A 16,712-nucleotide genomic window follows, 5' to 3' on the forward strand; every position below is an offset into this window, starting at 1 on the left:
ACCCGGCAGGACGCCGGGTTAGCCGCGCTGGGCCATGGATGGCCCATCGCGGCGGCCCACGGATTCAAGCCGGAGTGCGGGCACACCGAGCCTAGGCGAGGTGCCGAGTGTTGGGGCGAGAGCCTTTTGCTTACTTTTGGGCTCTTCCAAAAGTGAGTCGCCGTAAGGGCGAAACCATAAGCGGCCCTTACCCAAATAACGGATATGTACTCACCCCACCACCCCCAAAAAAACCCAAAAAATGAAGCTTTCATGACAAAAGTTCGGTAGCCAACCCTTGCCCCCGTCTCTCCTGTGTAACGCGCTCAAGAACACCACGAAGGTGTTCTTAAAGCCGCCAGCAGGACGCCAGGAGTGGGGCAATGGGATCTATGGAACGTTATTCAAAAGTCGGCATGCAGGAGCTCGACCAGCGCCTGTCAAAGATCGTCGAAGCCGCGCGCAAGAAGCCGGTGTCGGTCTATCGCTATGGCGCACCCTGGGTATGGATCGTCTCCCAGGACGATTGGCAGGGCGCCGTGAAGGAAGTCTCCAGCTACATCCCCGCAGGCCATTCCCTGGTGCTACTGCGCCCGCAGATCGACGACGTCCTCGACCAGCACCGCGACTGGCTGGTGGCCGAGCCCTCGATGTTGATCGCACCGCAGACCGTGCTGCAGATCCTGCTGCTGCAACTGCTGTACTCGGTGCCCAGCGAACAGCAACTGCACGAACAGCTCAACTACAACCTGCTGTTCCGCTGGTTCGTCGGCCTGGACCTGAACCAGAAGGTCTGGAGCATTCACGTACTCACCCGCGATATCGCCACGCTGCTCAACAACCCTCGGGCGGTACAGCTCATCCAGAAAATCATCGGTGACGTGTTTTGTGGCGCCTTGCTGCACATGCCGGAGTTCTCGCTGAACTTCGCCTTGCTGCACACCTGGCTGGCACGCCACGGCAACACCTCGATCGCCAGCAATTGAGCCGGCCGAACGCCGTGCCAGTGGCGGCGGCGAACACTCATAGAACGTCAGGGGGCGGTGTGGAGCATCTGTTCAAATCAACGCTGGTGCTGTGCTGCTTGGCGCTGGGGGCCATGGCCCAACCCGCGCTGGCGGAGGACGCAGCGCCGGCACGCAAAGTGGACGTCAACGAGTACTTCGTGCGTGGCAATACCGTGCTTGATGCGGCCACCATCGAGGAGGCGGTGTACCCGTTCCTGGGCCCGCAAAAGACCCTCGACGATATCGAAGGCGCCCGGGACGCCTTGCAGAAGATCTACCAGGCGCGCGGTTACCAGTCGGTGTTCGTCGAGTTGCCGGAGCAGAAGGTCGATGACGGCATCGTCTATCTGCAAGTCAGCGAAACCAAGGTCGGCCGGGTACGTGTGGTCGGCGCCAAGCATTACTCGCCGGTGGAAATCCGCGAGCAAGTGCCGGGCCTGGAGGAGGGCGCGGTGCCGGATTTTTCCACGGTGCAAACCCAGTTGGCCGGGCTCAATCGCAGCGCCGGGCGCCAGGTTACGCCGCTGGTGCGCGAAGGCCAGCGCCCCGGCACCATGGATGTGGATTTGCAGGTGGAAGACCAGAACCCCTGGCACGCCAGTATCGGCCTGAACAACGATTACAGCGCCGACACCGAGAAGCTGCGTTCGGTCGCGACACTGGGTTACGACAACCTGTGGCAACTGGGCCACAGCATCTCCCTGACCTACTTCACCGCCCCCCAGGACACCGACAACGCCAAGGTCTGGTCGGGCTCCTACAGCGCGCCGCTGGATGAGCGCTGGACTTTGCAGTTCTCCGGTTACCAGTCCGACAGCAACATCGCCACCATCGGCGGCAGCAACGTACTCGGTAAGGGCCACTCCTATGGGGTGTCGGCGATTTACAACCTGCCGGCCGCCGGCAATTGGGCCAATTCCTTCTCGTTCGGTATCGACTTCAAAGACTTCGACGAGCAGATGAGATTCGGTTCCAGCAGCGATCAGGTGCCGCTCAAGTACGCGCCGTTCACCCTCGGCTACAACGGCTATCGCTACACCGAACAGTCCCAGTTGGGGTTGGGCCTGAACCTGGTGGTCGGCACCCGTGCGTTCTTTGGTTACGGCAGCGACGCCGAAGAGTTCGATTACAAACGCTACAAGGCCAGCGCCAGTTTTGCCGTGCTCAAGGGCGACCTGAATTACAGCTACACCTTCGCCAACGATTGGCAGTCGGCGTCCAAGGCCGGCTTCCAATTGGCCTCGGGGCCGCTGGTGTCCAACGAGCAGTATTCCGCTGGCGGCGCCACTTCGGTGCGCGGCTACCTGGCGGCGGAACGCACCGGCGACGAAGGCTTGCTGCTGTCCCAGGAGCTGCGCACGCCGTCCCTGGCCAAGTTCCTCGGCAGTTATGTGCAGGAGTGGCGCTTTTATGCGTTCGCCGAAGGCGCGCGCCTGCGTCTGCACGACCCGCTGCCCGAGCAAGAAGACGAATACAGCCTGGCCAGTGTCGGCCTGGGCACCCGCGCCAGTTTGAGCAAATGGTTGTCCGGCAGTCTGGATTGGGGCTACCCGCTGCTCGATGGACCGAACACCCAGAAACAGGATTCGCGACTGCACTTCAGTGTGCAGGCGACGTTCTGACTTTTTCTTCCGGAGACTTCACCCATGCAACGCCTATTTCTGAGCCTGATGATCTGCCTGGGCTTCGCGCTCCCGGCCACCGCCCACGCCTGGTGGCAGGACGATTGGCACTACCGCAAACAGATTTCGGTAGACACCACCGCCCAAGGCGCCGCGATCAATCAGGCCTTGGGCCGTACCGCTCTGCTGGTGCGCTTGCACACCGGCAATTTCACCTTTGACGGGGTCAAGGACGACGGCGCCGACCTGCGCTTTGTGAGTGCCGATGACAAGACCGTGCTCAATCACCAGATCGAGAGCTTTGATCCGTTGATGGGCATGGCACTGATTTGGGTCGACGTGCCCAAGGTCGAAGGCGGCCAGCGCCAGGACATCTGGATGTACTACGGCAACCAGAAGGCCCCGGCCACCGCTAACGGCCAGCTGACGTTTGACCCGAATTACACCGCGCTCTATCACTTTGACGGCGCCAATGCCACGCCGCCACGGGACACCACGGCCTATGCCAACACGGCGCTGAACGCCACCGGCGCGAGCATCGACGGCGTAATCGGCCGCGCCTTGCAGTTTGGCGGCCAGCCGCTGTTGCTGCCGGCCAGCCCGTCGCTGCAACACGCCGCCGGTGGGGCGTTCACCGTCAGCGCCTGGTTGCGTCTGGACCAGGCCAGTGGCGAACAAATCGTCCTGGCCCGTCGCGACGGTGCCCACAGCCTGTTGCTGGGCTTGAATCAAGGCATGCCGTTTGTGGAAATCGACGGCCAGCGCGCTGTCTCGACCCAGCCGTTGAACCCCGGCCAATGGCAGCACTTGGCGTTCACCGCCGAGGGTGAAAAAGTCGCGCTGTATGTGAATGGTCGCGAAACCGCCACGCTTGCCGTCGCATTGCCGGCCTTCAATTCCCAATTCGCCATCGGTGCCGACCTGCCGGAAGCGGGCAGTACGCACTTGCCGTTCGCTGGTGCGATGGATGAGCTGCGCTTGTCCAAAGTGGCGCGCCCGGCCGCGCTGTTGCTGGCTGATGCCAGTGCCCAGGGCGCCGAGTCGAAACTGGTGGCTTACGGGGTGGATGAAGAACAGTCGGGCATGGGCTTCGGCAGCCTGGGCTTTTTGCTCAACGCCGTGCCGGTGGATGCCTGGGTCATCATCCTGGTGCTGGTGGCGATGATGTTCCAATCGTGGGTGATCATGCTGCGCAAGAACCGTCAGGTCAGCCGTGTGAGCAGTGCCAACGAGGTGTTCCGCGAGCACTTCGCGCAGATCGGCACCCGTCTGGAAATGTACGCCGACGACGCGCAACTGGGTGAGCGGCTGACCCATTCCTCGCTGTGGCGCCTGTACCTGGTGGCGGTCAAGGAGATCCGCACGCGCCGTGCCCAGGGCGCCGACACCTCATCGGTGTCTGCGGCCACCATCGAAGCCATCCGCTGTTCCATGGACGGCGTGCGCACCCGTGAGAACCAGGCCCTCAGTTCCAAACTCTCGACCTTGTCCAACGCCATTGCCGGCGGCCCGTACATCGGCCTGCTCGGTACGGTGCTGGGGATCATGGTGGTGTTCCTCGGCACGGCCATGGCCGGTGACGTCAACATCAACGCCATCGCCCCCGGTATGGCGGCCGCCTTGCTGGCCACGGCCATGGGCCTGTTCGTCGCGATCCCCGCGCTGTTTGGCTACAACCGCCTGATCACGCGCAACAAGGAAGTCAGCGCCGACATGCGGGTGTTCGTCGACGAGTTCATCACCCGCCTGGCGGAGATGCACGGCGAGAGCCAGCACAGTGAAGCCGCGCACCGTCGCGAACATCACGCATCGGTTCCGGCCTGAGGAGAATCGCCATGGCTTCCGTAAATACCTCCCACGACGATGACGATGATGCCGCTGTCGACAGCATCAACATCACGCCGCTGGTGGACGTGCTGATGGTGGTGTTGGTGATGTTCATCCTCACCGCCACCGCCCAGGTGTCGGGTATCCAGATTCACCTGCCCAAGGCCAGCGCTTCGGTGTCGTTGTCGGAGGCAAAGACCAAGGCCATTTCCGTCAATGACGGCGGCCAGGTGTTCCTCGACGCTTACCCGGTGACCCTCGGCGAGCTGGAAGAGCGCCTGCGCATCGAGAAAGCACTGAACCCGGATTTCCCGGTGATCGTGCGCGGCGACGCCATGGTGCAGTACCAGAAAGTGATCGAAGTGCTCGACCTGCTGCGCCGATTGGAGCTGTCCCAGGTCGGGTTGGTCACCGGCAAACCGAGCCAGGGCTGAGTCATGACTGCACAGATCCCGATCACGCCGTTGCCGGTCAAGAAAACGCCGAAGCTGCGCCCGCTGAAGTGGGGCGCCGGCCTGCTGCTGGCGGCCGTGGCGGCCTGGTTTTTATGGCAGTGGGCCAATGACATGAGTGGCGTACGTCGCGAAGCGCCGAAGGTGCCGACGATTATTCCGTTGCCGCCACCGCCGCCGCCACCGCCTGAAAAGCCCAAGGAACCAGAGCCGCAAGTGGAAGAAAAAATCCCTGAGCCAGTCCCTACTCCAGAACCGGAAGAGGTCAAGCCGGCCGAGGAAGCGCCGCCTTCACCGGCCGATGACCTGGCCAACCCGATGCAGATCGATGGCGACGCCCAGTCAGGCAACGACGGTTTCAACATCGGCGCGGGCAAGGGCGGCGGCATGGCGGGTTCCGGTGGTGGTGGACTCGGTGCCGGCACTTATAAGCAGTACTTGGCCGGGGTGTTTCAACGCCTGCTGCGCGAAGACCCGGAGTTACGCAAGAAGGCTTACACGGTGCAAGCGGACTTGTGGCTTGACGCCGAAGGCGCGGTCACCCGTGCGCAGTTGGCCAAGTCCAGCGGCGATGCCGACACCGATGCCCAGGTCCTCGCCGCCTTGCGTGCGCCCCATGCCACGCAACGGGTGCCGGCCTCGGTGACGATGCCGGTACGCCTGTCCCTCAAGGGTCGGCGTCCAGATTGATCGAATGCTTTTTCAATGGTTTTTTACAGGAGTTGCGTACACATGATTTCCCCCGTGAATCGACTGACCCTGGCGGTTGGCATGGTCATCGCGACCCTGGTCGGCCAAGCGGCGGCTGCTCCGGTTGCCCCTTCGGAAAACGTCACCATCAACCTGATCCGCCTGCTGGTGCAGCAGGGCGTGCTGACCCAGGACACCGCCAACGGCCTGATCGCCCAGGCCGAAAAAGAAGCCTTGCAGGCGCGCCAGGCCAATGCGGCGCCGGTGGTTGCCAGCGGCCCGGCCGCAGCGCCTGGGGATGTGCGGGTGCAGTATGTGCCGCAAGCGGTGCGTGATCAGATCCGTGACCAGGTGAAGGCTGAAGTCATGGCCACCGCCAAGCAGGAAAACTGGGCCCAACCCAACACCTTTCCGGATTGGATCTCACGGGTGAGCTTTGATGGCGATATCCGTTTACGCGACGAATCTCGGTATTTTTCGGGCAAGAACGACGACACCATCACCGACTACGCCAAGCTCAACGATTCGGGCCCGTATGACGTCAATCCTGGCACCAATACGCGTTTCCCGCCGTTGCTCAATACCCGCGAGGACCGTGAGAACCTGTTCCGCCTGCGCGCCCGCCTGGGCATGAAAGCGGTGATTTCGCCGGAATGGACCGCCGGCATTCGCCTGGGTACCGGTTCGGACAATAACCCGGTGTCCACCACCCAGACCCTGGGCGGTGGTTTCGGCAAGAAAGACATCTGGCTCGACCAGGGTTACCTGAGCTGGAAAGCCTCCGACGCGGTGACGCTGACCGGCGGGCGTATCGGCAACCCGTTCTATTCCACTGACATGATGTATTCCAACGACCTCAATTTCGACGGCGTGGCGGCGATTTTCAATCACAGCCTCAACAGCGAGTGGGGCCTGTTCGGCACCCTTGGTGCGTTCCCGGTCGAGTACACCTCCGACACCGCCAGCAGCAACGGCGTCGACAAGCAGGACAGCGAGACCAAATGGCTGTTTGGCGGGCAGATCGGCGCGGACTGGAAGATCAGCCGCAGCAACAAACTCAAGCTGGCCGCCGCGTACTACCAATTCCAGGACATCGAAGGCGAACGTTCCAGCCCGTGCTCACCGTGGGCAGGCCAACCCGGTTGCGACACTGATGGCTCGCGGGTGGCGTTTATGCAAAAGGGCAACAGCGTGTTCAACCTGCGCAACATTACGCCTAACCCGGCCACACCCGGCCTCACGCCGGAGCCGCAATACGTCGGCCTGGCGTCCAAGTTCAATGTGCTGGACCTCAACGCGGTCTGGGACAGCGAGTTGCCCAGCGACTTGAAGCTGCGCAGCCAGGGCAACTTCATTCACAACCTGGCCTACGACAAGGGCGAAATGCTCAAGCGCAGCGAAGGCCAGATCGTCAACAACCTCAACAGCGACGGCCAGTTTGAAAGTGGCGGCAATGCCTTGATGGTCTCGTTCACCCTCGGCAGCGCGCTGGAGATGCGCAAGCGTGGCGATTGGAACGTGCTGGCCGGCTACAAATACATCCAACCCGACGCCTTGCCCGACGGCTTCAATGACTCCTCGTTCCACCTGGGCGGCACCAATGCCAAGGGCTATTTCATTGGCGCCAACTACGGCATCGAAAAGAACATCTACGCCAGCGCACGTTGGTTGAGCGCGTCCGAAGTCTACGGCCAGCCGTTTGAAGTGGATGTGATGCAACTGGAACTCAATACGCGCTTTTGATGCGCAGGGAGATGCCACATGAACACGCGAATCTGCGGGCTGTTGTTGCTGTTCGTCGCCAGCGGCGCTTGCGCCGAAGGCATGGAGGAACGTCTGCGTACTCAACTGCGCAGCACTACCCAGCAATTGCAGGCGTTGCAAAGCGAGCAGGCCCAGGCCAGTGCCGCGCGCATCGCCGCCGAAACCCAGGCCAAGCAGGCCCAGGCCCAGATCAAGCAGTTGACGGCTGAGCTGGAAAAGACCCGTGGCCTGGCCGAGCAACTGGCCGGCCAGCAACAAAGCCTGCACAGCCAGGCGCAAGCCCAGGTGAATGCGAGCAACGAGCAGATTGGCAAGTTCAAGAAGGCCTATGACGAGTTGCTGGTGCTGGCCAAGGGCAAGGAAACCGAGCGTGCGCGGTTGCAAGCGCAATTGAGCGAACGTGACACACAAGTGCAGCAATGTTCAGTCAAGAATCAACAAATGTACGGCGTGGCCCAGCAGTTGCTCGCGGCCTACGAAAAAATCGATGTGGCTGAGGTGATGAGTATTCGCCAGCCGTTCGCCAGCAGCACGCGGGTCAAGTTCGAGGAACTGGCCCAGGGTTTTGGCGACGATTTGTACAAGAGCCGTTTTGATGCGCCCCAGGCGGGCGTCACCCACTGATCGACAAGGAAGAACAGACCATGAGCGAATTGATCACCAGCGTTAGCGTCCAGAGCCTCACCGAGCTGTTGCAGGAAGCCGGCTACCGGGTCAACCAATCCGAACAGAACGGCATCGTGCAGTTGCTCAGCGCCAGCCAGGGCATCGGCTTTGCCGTGCGCTTCGGCAACCCGGCGGCCGAGCAGGGCAGCTATGTGGACTTCACCTACAGCTGCGCGCTGCGGGTCCAGGGCGAATTGCCCGAAGGCTTGGCCCAGGTGTGGAATGCCTCGCGCCGTTTTGCGCGGTTGTCGGTGCAGGGTGAATTCCTGTTGATGGAAATGGACGTGGTGGTGGCCGGCGTTGGCGCCACGCACCTGCGCAGTCAGTTGGAATTGTGGGACCGTCTGTTGCAGGAATTCATTGTCTACCTGCGTGAATACAGCCAGCACGCGGCGCAATTGCAGGCCGCTGCGGTTGGGGAAGAGGCGCCTGTCCTGTGAAAAAGCCGACACTGATGGTCGGCGCGGGCGCGTTGGCCCTGCTGGTGGTGGCAGTGGCGTTGAGCCTGCGACCGGGCAGCGACCCGGTGGCGGCGCAACAACCGGCGCCGGTGATCAGCCCTGCGTCAACCGGGCCGGCGGTTGCGCGCCTGGGCAACCAGCAGATCGATCTGCCGGAACTGAAAAACGTGCTCGCCAGCCTGCCGGCTGAATCCCGCGAACAATTGCGTGGCAACCGTGGCGCCCTGGAAACCTGGATCCGCTCGCGTCTGGCGCAAAAAGCCGTGCTGGAACAGGCCGACGCCCAAGGCTGGCGCCAGCGCCCGGAGGTGGAGCAACAGACCCGCGCCGCCACCGAGCAGATCGTGTTTCGTGACTACATGTTGTCGGTCAGTAAAGTCCCGGCCGATTACCCCAGCGCCGCTGAATTGCAACAGGCCTACGACAGCGGCAAGGCGCAATGGGTGACGCCGCCGTTGTACCGGGTGAGCCAGATTTTCCTCGCCGTGAATGACCCGCAAACCCTCGATACCGTGCGGCGCCAGGCCCAGGAGTTGAGCCGCAAGGCCCAGGCCGCGCCGGCCGATTTTGCGGCCTTGGCCACGCAGTTTTCCCAGGACCCGGACAGCGCCGCGCGCGGAGGTGATTCGGGGATGCAGCCGTTGCAGCAACTGGTGCCGCAAGTACGCGAGGCGGTGTCGCGACTCAAGGTCGGCGCGGTGTCGGACGTGGTGCAGAGCCCGGCGGGGTTCCATGTACTGAAGTTGATCGGCCAACAACCGGCGCGCACCGCCAGCCTCGATGAGCTGCGTGAACGCCTGACCCAGGCCCTGCGTGCCCAGCGTCAAGAGCAGATCGCCAAGGCTTACCTTGAAGGCATGCTCAACACCGCGACCTTGAGCATCGACGGCGCTGAGCTGAACAAAGTATTGGAGTAATACCCGTCCACCCGCATTGGATGCCCAGACCAACAAGACAGGGAGTCTCAAATGGCATTACTGGAACCGTCCGGCCCTCAGGGCACCGCCGTCTATCCCGCGGCGGCCGAGCCGCGCAGCCATTGGCTGGCCCTGGCCCATGAGATTGACCCGGAGGTGGCGCGCTACTTTCTGGTGAGCGCGCGCTGCGGCTGCTTTATGCAGGCGGCGCGCAGCCTGAACATCAAGGCGACGCTGCTGCGCAAGCGCCTGGCGCAACTGGAAGAGCACTTGCGCCACGTGTTGTTCAGTTACCAGGGCAATGGGCTGGTGCTCAGTCGGGACGGCCAGCAATTGCAGGCGCAACTGATCGCTCTGGCCCATGAACGACGCCTGCCGGTGGTGGAACAGCCGCTGATCCGCGTGGCGGTGGCCGAACCGATCCTGCATGACATCCTCGGCCGCGATTTGATCGCCTTACTGCGGCGCAACGCCAGCGTGCGCCTGGAGATCATCTCCATCGACAGCCAACTGTCCCTGCAAGCGGTGGACGTGGATGTGGTGGTGTGGCTGTCGGACAGCGACAGCCCGATGCCCGGCCCGGGCTTTGTCACCGAACCGCCAAGGGCCCTGGCGCGCCTGCAGTACTTGCCGCACATTGCCAAGCGCTACTCGCGGCTGACCACGCGCCCGGACAGCGTGGAAGACCTCGCTGACTACATGCTGGTGCAATGGCAACCCGATGCGCAGGTCGAGGCCTTGCAGCCATGGAACCACGTGGTGGAGCAGCGCCTGGCCGCCGTGGTGCAGGTGCATGCGTATTCGCTGATGCTGGAGATGATCCGCTGCGGCGCCTGCATCGGGTTGCTGCCGCACTACATGAGCAGCTTCGACCGAGGTCTGGTGGCCTTGCCGGGGTTGTTGGCCGAGAGCATGCAGCGTCAGGTGTGGCTGGCGGTGAATGCACAGGTGCAGGATGCGCAGGCAGTGCGGATGATTGTGGAGTTGATCGTCAGCACCTTCGAAGGCCGCCGCGAGTGGTTTGATTGACTGCACATGTTCAATGAGATGGCCCGTAGCAGAGGAATTGCGGGGCTGGTTTCACCGTTGCAGCACACCACGAAAGGTTGCGCTCAGGGCGCGCAACGTTTCCCTGGAGCGTGCGTCACTGATACGGCTGTAAAGCACCACTTCACTGACGGGCAACGCCGGCAACCCATATTGCTCGCTCACCTCCACCGCGCCAGCGGGTGCCACGCGGTGGGCGAGGGCGGCGACGCCGAGGCCGGCGCTGACTGCGGCACCCACGGCCATCACACCGCCGCCGACGAATACTTCGGTCCAGTCGATGCACGCCGCATCCAGTGCGCGTGTGGCCAAGTGGCGAACGCCGCAGGGCGCGGCCATGGTCGCCATGCGCAGTGGCGTGCCGGCGCTGTGCTGCCAGGTGGGCGCGGCGAACCAGCCGAAGCGTTCCACCACCAAGACTTCGCCGTCCTGGCGGTCGCCCTCGTTGCGCACGATGACCGCGTCCAGCTCGTTGCGATCGAAGGCCGCGACCAGGTCGCGGGAGGAGGCGATGCGCACTTCGAGGATCACCAAAGGGTCATAGGCGGCCAGGCGGCTGAGCCAGGCCGGCAAGTCCGGGCCGGCGACATGGTCGCTGATGCCGATCACCAGGCGACGCGGTGCGTGGGTGCCCATGTCGCCCAGCGCGCGTTCATGGGCGTTGAGCAGCGCACGCGCGGCCACGATGAACTGCTCGCCCTGGGGCGACAGCCGCACATGCCGTGGCGTGCGCTCAAGCAGACGATAGCCGAGGCGCTCTTCAAGGCGCTTGAGCTTAAGGCTGATCGCGGCCTGGGAAGTGTCGAGGGCCTCGGCGGCACGGGTGAAACTGCCGAAATCGGCCACCAGTACGAAGGCGTGCACGGTGTCGATGTCCAGAGGTTTGAGCGCGTCAGTCATATCAAATCCTTATCGCACCTATATTCGGTCATATCTTGTTGAAATCATCGCGGATGCGCAAGCTGATACCTCATCTTGCCTGGGAGCTTCCTGATGTTCGCCAAACAGTATTCACACCGCTTACCCGCCGATTACGACATGAACGTGATTCGCCGACGTGCCACGCAGTTGGGGCCGTTGTGGGATCACGCTGAAGGGTTGCTGTTCAAGGCGTTTATCGCCCAGGAGACTGGCGGCAATGTGTATTCCTCGGTGTACCTGTGGGCCGACCCGTTGCAGGCCGCTGACTTTTTGCTGGGGGAGCGTTTCCAGAAAGTGCTCGACAGCTTCGGTCGTCCGCATATCGAGAGTTGGCTGCCGCTGGATGTACAACGTGGCCCGGCGCAGAACGCGCTGAGTCTGTATCGGGAGGAACGGCCGCTGGCGCCTGGCGTGGACCGCGCGGGCATCTTGGCCGATGAGAAACGACGGAATCAGCAGTTGGCGGATAGCAACGACACGTTCGCGGTGTTCCTCGCGCTGGACGTACAAGCGTGGCGCTTGGTGCGGTTTACGCTGTCGGCCAAAACGTTGGATGCCGAGCACCCAGGCACGGGCTACCAGGTGCTCTATCTGGCACAAGGCGTTGCGCCCCAGTGATAACTGCGCCAGTCTTGGTGGCCTTAATCCTTGTCGTTGAAACAATCCGTGATCCAGGCCACCCGTTTGACACTCATCTGCCATGCCGCCACGCCTCTGCAAAAGCGCGGGCGTTTTCCGGACGACGAGGCGGTGGCGATGGATTGGCATGGCGCGGCGCTGTCCCTCGCCGGGCGTTATAAGAAACCCCGGCGTTTGTTGTGCGGGCCGGAAGTGCGTACACGGCAGACAGCCGGCTTGTTCGGCGATGACGCAGGAATCGAAGACGCCCTGCGTGACGCGGATTTCGGCCAGTGGAAAGGCCAGGCCATCAGCCAACTGAATGGCGATCAGTTAAACACCTGGCTCACTGACAGCACGTGCGCACCCCATGGCGGCGAGTCGGTGGATGACGTTTGCACACGTGTCGCGCAGTGGATGAAATCCCTCGAAACCCAACCCGGCCATGTGGTCGCCATTACGCACCCCTTTGTGATCCGCGCCGCACTGCTGTACGTCATGCAGTTCCCGCTGTCGATGTTCTACCTCATCGACGTCGAAGCGTTGTCGGCCACTGAACTTCGCTTCAACAAGGTCTGGCGCTTGCGCCTGGAAACTCACGCCCAGGCGCGTGAACATGGCAAAATCCACGCCCCGCAATGAGAGCAACCCATGAAACGCATCCTGATCATCGGCATTGGCGCCGGCAACCCTGACTACATCACGATGCAGGCCGTGAAGGCGCTCAACCGCACCGACGTGTTTTTCTTGATGGACAAGGGCCAGAGCAAAGACAAGTTGATCGACCTGCGCCGCGAGATCTGCGAAACCTACATCACCGAGCCTGGCTACCGCTTCGTCGAGGCCGATTGCCCCGAGCGTGTGCGCGGCGATATCGACTACACCACCGCTGTGCAGGACCTCAACCGTGACAAGCAGGCCACCTTCGAGCGCATGATCAATGAGGAAATGGCCGACGGCGAAGTCGGCGCATTCCTGGCCTGGGGCGACCCGGCGCTGTACGACAGCACCATTCGCATCTTGCAGGCGATCCTGGCCACTGGCCGGTGCACGTTCGAGTTTGAAGTGATCCCCGGCATCACCAGTGTGCAGGCCTTGGCGGCCCAGCATAAGGTGGCGCTCAACCGCATCGGAAAGTCCGTCGAAATCACCACGGGACGCCGGCTGGCGGCAGGGCAGGCCAGCGATGCCGACACCCTGGTGGTCATGCTCGACGCGGAAGATTCATACCGCACGGTGGCGGATCAAGGCCTCGATATTTACTGGGGCGCCTACCTGGGCACGCCTGATGAAATCCTCATCAGCGGCAAAGTCAGCGAAGTGGCTGAAGAGATTGAGCGGGTGCGCAAGGCGGCGCGCCTTGAGAATGGCTGGATCATGGACACCTATTTATTGCGTAAACCCTGAGGTCATTTCCCATGCTCAAACTGTTTGCCTTGGCGCTGACCCTGATGGCTGGCGTTGCTCACGCCGATTCCGAGTTGCACACCGATTTGCCGCTGGCGTACCTGGAGCAGACCCAGAGCGATGCGCGCAACGAGCCGCTGGTGATTTTCCTGCACGGGTTCGGCAGTAATGAGGAGGACCTGTTCGGGATCAAGGACGCGCAGCCGTCCACCTGGACCTACCTATCGGCCCGCGCGCCCATGCCGGTGGAGCCCAATGGCTTCCGCTGGTTTACCAAGACGCCGGGGGACGGCGATTACGATGGGGTGACGGCCGATTTGCAGAGCAGCGCTGCGCTGATCAGGGACTTTGTCGGCAAAGCCACCGTCAAGTATCACACCCAGCCTGACCGGGTGTTTTTGGTAGGTTTCAGCCAGGGCGCGATCATGACGTATGAGGTGGCTTTACGTGACCCGCAGTTGGTGCGCGGCATCGCGGCACTGAGTGGCAGCCTGCTGCCGGTGCTCAAGGCTGAGCTCAAGCCGGACGAACGTCTGGGCAAACTGGCGATCTTTATCGGTCATGGCACCCTGGACCAGGCGCTGCCGTATGCGTCGGCGACCCGAGCGAATGAGGTGTTGACGGGCTTGGGGTTGAAGCCGGAGTTTCATGGGTATCCGGGGATGAACCACACCATCAGTGAGGCGGAAGTGCAGGACTTGAAGGTTTGGCTGGAAAAAAGCCTGAGGTAAACGCGGTAAATAAATGTGGGAGCGGGCTTGTCGAATCGTCGCACCGCTGCGATAGCGGGGTGTCAGTCAATAGAGATATCGACGGGTCCACCGTTATCGCAGGCAAGCCAGCTCCCACATTGGTTTTGTGTTGCTTGGGAGATCGGGTTATTTACCGCCGGTAATCTGCTTCACCAACGCTGCATGCCCCTTGGCATCATCCGCCCGTGAAATCGCCTGGATCACCAGCAAGTGATTTCCCGAGCCGCCGAGGAAAGTGGATTGCAGCGTCTTGCCACCACCCTGGGTCGCGGTGCTGTCCACCTGGCGCAGGCCCAGGCCCTTGAAGTTCAGCTTTTTCTCGCTTTGCTTCTTGAAGTCAGGCAGCGCTGCGCTCTGGTCCTTGACGAAGCCGGCCACAGCGCCATCGAGGAACTGCGCGTCGTTATCCCCAATGGTTGCCCCGTCTTTACGTACGGTTTCGGCGACGATCACCACACTTTTCGTGGTTTGGTTGGCGTACATCGTGCCTTGGGTATCGGCGGTGCCATCATCCGCCTTGCCAGCCGGCAAGGTGTCGGCAGCGTAGGCCTTGGGCAGGTTGAAGGTGAACTTGCCGCCCAGGGTGGAGATGGTTTGCATGGTTGGCTTGGAGGCGGCGAAGACACTGCCGGCAGTAAGCGCGAGGACCAGCAGGGCGGCGGTCTTGGTGAAAGTGGCCATGAAGCGCTCCAGGGATGAACGAAATTGCGCCGTATTCTGTCAGAAAATTCGCAAGATCGTTCATCGCTAGCCTCACACCTTGTCGGACTCTTCCTCAAGTCTGTCCATCTCAAACAGTCGCGCCAGTTCGGTGCGGGCTTCCTGGGCGGTCTGCATCACTTTGGCTGCGTCGTCGTACACCGCGTGCTGGGCAGCGAGTACTTGCAGGTCGTGGTTCTTGAACCGGTTGATGCGCGCATCAGCTTGGGCTTGGGTCAACCCCAGGCCTACCAGGGTGCGGCGGCTCATTTCCAGGCTGGAGTAGAACGTCTCGCGAACGGGCGAGGCGTCCAGGTCCACCAGGCGGTGCACATGCTGGCGGTTACGTGCGCGGGCGATGATTTTCATGTGCGGGTAGAGGGTGCGCACCAGCTCGGCGGTCTTGATGTTGATCTCCGGGTCATCCATGGCGATCACAAAGAACTCGGCCTGGTCGACCTTGGCCGCGTGCAGGATCTCGGGGCGCTGCGGGTCGCCGTAGAACACCGGCATGCCGCCGAAACTGCGGGTCAGTTCGATGGTTTCCACCGAGGTGTCGAGGGCGATGAACGAGATGTTCTGGGCGCGCAGGATCCGCGCCACAATCTGGCCCATACGGCCCATGCCGGCGATGACCACACGCGGCGCATCGCTTTCGATGGCGCGGTACTCCTCGGGCACTTCCACCGGCTTGACCTTGGGCTTGAACAGCTTCGGGCACACCAGCAACAGCAGCGGCGTTACGGCCATGGACAGGGTGATGGTCAGCACCAGGATGTCGTAGAGATGGGGTTCGAACAGGCCTTGGTCGCGGCCGATCTTGAACACCACGAAGGCGAATTCACCGCCAGCGGCCAGTACCACGCCCAGGCGCAGGGCGCTTTCGCGATTGAGGTCGCCCACCATCCGGCCCACGGCGTACAGCAGCGGTAGCTTGAGACCGATCAACAGCAGGGTCAGGCCGATCACTACCAGGGGCGAGCTGAGCAACAGGCTGAGGTTGGCGCCCATGCCCACGCTGATAAAGAACAGTCCCAGCAACAGGCCCTTGAACGGTTCGATCTGGGATTCCAGTTCGTGGCGGTATTCCGAATCCGCTAGCAGCAGGCCGGCGAGGAAGGCGCCGAGGGCCATGGACACGCCCACCAGTTCCATCAGCCAGGCTGTGCCGATCACTACCAGCAGCGCGGTGGCAGTGGACACTTCGCGCAGGCCAGTCTTGGCGACGATGCGAAACACCGGCCGCAGCAGGTAGCGCCCGCCAATGATCACCACTGCGATGCTGCCGAGGATCTGCAGGACGTGTTGCACGCCCTGGGCTTCGGTGGTCGGGTGGTCGCTGCCGGCCAGCAGCGGCACCATGGCGATCAGCGGGATCGCCGCGATGTCCTGGAACAGCAGGATGGCAAACGCCAGCCGGCCGTGGGGCTGGTTGAGCTCCTTGCGCTCGGCCAGGCTTTGCAGGCCAAACGCGGTGGACGACAGCGCCAGGCCCAGGCCCAGCACGATGGCGCTGTTCCAGGCCTGGCCAAATACCCAGAGCGCCACTGCGGCCATGACCAGCCCGGTCAACAGCACCTGGGCCAGGCCGACACCAAACACCGCCTTGCGCATCACCCACAGTCGCTTGGGCGACAGTTCCAGGCCAATGATGAACAGCAGCAACACCACTCCCAGCTCCGAAAACTGCGCCACGCTTTGCGGGTTGCCTATCAGGCCGAGCACCGATGGACCAATGATCACACCAGCAAACAGATAGCCCAACACCGCGCCCAATTGCAGGCGCTTGGCCAGGGGCACGGTCAGCACGGCCGCGAGCAGGAACACCACGGCTGCTTGTAACAGGTTGCCTTCATGGGGCATTGCGAACTCCAGGATCTTCA

At 62.4% G+C, this 16,712-nt stretch carries 17 protein-coding genes; 14 read left to right on the plus strand and 3 right to left on the minus strand.

What is annotated here, in order from left to right; translation table 11 throughout:
* Positions 1 to 371 precede the first annotated feature (371 nt).
* The 10 genes from ACEN2T_RS22175 to ACEN2T_RS22220 are packed head-to-tail and all read left to right on the plus strand — an operon-like array spanning position 372 to position 10,414.
* A complete protein-coding gene (locus tag ACEN2T_RS22175) occupies positions 372 to 965 on the plus strand; it encodes a transposase (RefSeq protein ID WP_032885396.1) in 594 nt (197 codons plus the stop codon).
* Positions 966 to 1,024: 59 nt separating this feature from the next.
* Positions 1,025 to 2,608, plus strand: a complete 1,584-nt coding sequence (locus tag ACEN2T_RS22180; RefSeq protein WP_095185993.1) for a ShlB/FhaC/HecB family hemolysin secretion/activation protein — start codon at positions 1,025 to 1,027, stop codon at positions 2,606 to 2,608.
* 24 nt (positions 2,609 to 2,632) lie between these two features.
* Positions 2,633 to 4,432 (plus strand): DUF2341 domain-containing protein, encoded by a 1,800-nt coding sequence (locus ACEN2T_RS22185; RefSeq protein WP_099601618.1) that lies wholly within the window; start codon positions 2,633 to 2,635, stop codon positions 4,430 to 4,432.
* 11 nt (positions 4,433 to 4,443) lie between these two features.
* Positions 4,444 to 4,869 carry an ExbD/TolR family protein gene (locus ACEN2T_RS22190; RefSeq protein ID WP_016980095.1) on the plus strand — a complete coding sequence of 142 codons (426 nt, stop codon included), beginning with the start codon at positions 4,444 to 4,446 and terminating at the stop codon, positions 4,867 to 4,869.
* Positions 4,870 to 4,872: 3 nt separating this feature from the next.
* Complete coding sequence (locus ACEN2T_RS22195; protein WP_032885393.1) at positions 4,873 to 5,577, plus strand: energy transducer TonB family protein; 705 nt, start codon at positions 4,873 to 4,875, stop codon at positions 5,575 to 5,577.
* Positions 5,578 to 5,619: 42 nt separating this feature from the next.
* Positions 5,620 to 7,320, plus strand: a complete 1,701-nt coding sequence (locus tag ACEN2T_RS22200; RefSeq protein WP_032885392.1) for a putative porin — start codon at positions 5,620 to 5,622, stop codon at positions 7,318 to 7,320.
* A gap of 18 nt (positions 7,321 to 7,338) precedes the next feature.
* Positions 7,339 to 7,965: a DNA repair protein gene (locus tag ACEN2T_RS22205; protein ID WP_442117548.1), complete on the plus strand. Its 627-nt coding sequence runs from the start codon at positions 7,339 to 7,341 to the stop codon at positions 7,963 to 7,965.
* 20 nt (positions 7,966 to 7,985) lie between these two features.
* Complete coding sequence (locus ACEN2T_RS22210; protein ID WP_032885390.1) at positions 7,986 to 8,447, plus strand: YbjN domain-containing protein; 462 nt, start codon at positions 7,986 to 7,988, stop codon at positions 8,445 to 8,447.
* Positions 8,444 to 9,385 carry a peptidylprolyl isomerase gene (locus ACEN2T_RS22215; RefSeq protein WP_181644323.1) on the plus strand — a complete coding sequence of 314 codons (942 nt, stop codon included), beginning with the start codon at positions 8,444 to 8,446 and terminating at the stop codon, positions 9,383 to 9,385. The genes ACEN2T_RS22210 and ACEN2T_RS22215 overlap by 4 nt, the downstream gene beginning before the upstream one ends.
* A 51-nt stretch (positions 9,386 to 9,436) precedes the next feature.
* Positions 9,437 to 10,414: a LysR substrate-binding domain-containing protein gene (locus tag ACEN2T_RS22220; protein ID WP_442117549.1), complete on the plus strand. Its 978-nt coding sequence runs from the start codon at positions 9,437 to 9,439 to the stop codon at positions 10,412 to 10,414.
* 51 nt (positions 10,415 to 10,465) lie between these two features.
* On the opposite strand, the gene ACEN2T_RS22225 is transcribed toward ACEN2T_RS22220, so the two are convergent.
* The gene (locus ACEN2T_RS22225) at positions 10,466 to 11,332 is read right to left on the minus strand and encodes a LysR family transcriptional regulator (protein ID WP_032885387.1); all 867 of its coding nucleotides are present in this window, start codon (positions 11,330 to 11,332) and stop codon (positions 10,466 to 10,468) included.
* Between the two features lie 93 nt (positions 11,333 to 11,425).
* On the opposite strand from ACEN2T_RS22225, the gene ACEN2T_RS22230 reads away from it, so the two are divergent.
* Genes ACEN2T_RS22230 through ACEN2T_RS22245 form a run of 4 tightly spaced genes read left to right on the plus strand, consistent with a single transcriptional unit; the run spans position 11,426 to position 14,109 of the window.
* On the plus strand, positions 11,426 to 11,971 hold the full coding sequence (locus ACEN2T_RS22230) for a DUF4865 family protein (RefSeq protein ID WP_032885386.1): 546 nt from the start codon (positions 11,426 to 11,428) through the stop codon (positions 11,969 to 11,971).
* A gap of 51 nt (positions 11,972 to 12,022) precedes the next feature.
* Positions 12,023 to 12,613 (plus strand): histidine phosphatase family protein, encoded by a 591-nt coding sequence (locus ACEN2T_RS22235; protein WP_032885417.1) that lies wholly within the window; start codon positions 12,023 to 12,025, stop codon positions 12,611 to 12,613.
* Between the two features lie 9 nt (positions 12,614 to 12,622).
* The gene (gene cobF / locus ACEN2T_RS22240) at positions 12,623 to 13,378 is read left to right on the plus strand and encodes a precorrin-6A synthase (deacetylating) (RefSeq protein WP_032885385.1); all 756 of its coding nucleotides are present in this window, start codon (positions 12,623 to 12,625) and stop codon (positions 13,376 to 13,378) included.
* An 11-nt stretch (positions 13,379 to 13,389) separates the two neighbouring features.
* Positions 13,390 to 14,109, plus strand: coding sequence for an alpha/beta hydrolase (locus tag ACEN2T_RS22245; RefSeq protein ID WP_442117550.1), 720 nt, complete (start codon positions 13,390 to 13,392; stop codon positions 14,107 to 14,109).
* A 147-nt stretch (positions 14,110 to 14,256) separates the two neighbouring features.
* Here ACEN2T_RS22245 and ACEN2T_RS22250 read toward each other — a convergent pair whose 3' ends face one another.
* Entirely contained in the window at positions 14,257 to 14,811 is a 555-nt protein-coding gene (locus ACEN2T_RS22250) for a hypothetical protein (protein WP_099601609.1), read from the minus strand.
* A gap of 72 nt (positions 14,812 to 14,883) precedes the next feature.
* Complete coding sequence (locus tag ACEN2T_RS22255; protein WP_032885382.1) at positions 14,884 to 16,692, minus strand: monovalent cation:proton antiporter-2 (CPA2) family protein; 1,809 nt, start codon at positions 16,690 to 16,692, stop codon at positions 14,884 to 14,886.
* Positions 16,693 to 16,712 lie beyond the last annotated feature (20 nt).

The organism is Pseudomonas sp. W22_MBD1_FP4, assembly GCF_052113765.1.
GTDB lineage: Bacteria > Pseudomonadota > Gammaproteobacteria > Pseudomonadales > Pseudomonadaceae > Aquipseudomonas > Aquipseudomonas sivasensis.

Coding starts and splice junctions, on each gene's coding strand:
- ACEN2T_RS22175 (WP_032885396.1), top strand. CDS start 372: ATGGAACGTTATTCAAAAGTCGGCATGCAGGAGCTCGACCAGCGCCTG.
- ACEN2T_RS22185 (WP_099601618.1), top strand. CDS start 2,633: ATGCAACGCCTATTTCTGAGCCTGATGATCTGCCTGGGCTTCGCGCTC.
- ACEN2T_RS22190 (WP_016980095.1), top strand. CDS start 4,444: ATGGCTTCCGTAAATACCTCCCACGACGATGACGATGATGCCGCTGTC.
- ACEN2T_RS22195 (WP_032885393.1), top strand. CDS start 4,873: ATGACTGCACAGATCCCGATCACGCCGTTGCCGGTCAAGAAAACGCCG.
- ACEN2T_RS22200 (WP_032885392.1), top strand. CDS start 5,620: ATGATTTCCCCCGTGAATCGACTGACCCTGGCGGTTGGCATGGTCATC.
- ACEN2T_RS22205 (WP_442117548.1), top strand. CDS start 7,339: ATGAACACGCGAATCTGCGGGCTGTTGTTGCTGTTCGTCGCCAGCGGC.
- ACEN2T_RS22210 (WP_032885390.1), top strand. CDS start 7,986: ATGAGCGAATTGATCACCAGCGTTAGCGTCCAGAGCCTCACCGAGCTG.
- ACEN2T_RS22220 (WP_442117549.1), top strand. CDS start 9,437: ATGGCATTACTGGAACCGTCCGGCCCTCAGGGCACCGCCGTCTATCCC.
- ACEN2T_RS22225 (WP_032885387.1), bottom strand. CDS start 11,332: ATGACTGACGCGCTCAAACCTCTGGACATCGACACCGTGCACGCCTTC.
- ACEN2T_RS22230 (WP_032885386.1), top strand. CDS start 11,426: ATGTTCGCCAAACAGTATTCACACCGCTTACCCGCCGATTACGACATG.
- cobF (WP_032885385.1), top strand. CDS start 12,623: ATGAAACGCATCCTGATCATCGGCATTGGCGCCGGCAACCCTGACTAC.
- ACEN2T_RS22245 (WP_442117550.1), top strand. CDS start 13,390: ATGCTCAAACTGTTTGCCTTGGCGCTGACCCTGATGGCTGGCGTTGCT.
- ACEN2T_RS22250 (WP_099601609.1), bottom strand. CDS start 14,811: ATGGCCACTTTCACCAAGACCGCCGCCCTGCTGGTCCTCGCGCTTACT.
- ACEN2T_RS22255 (WP_032885382.1), bottom strand. CDS start 16,692: ATGCCCCATGAAGGCAACCTGTTACAAGCAGCCGTGGTGTTCCTGCTC.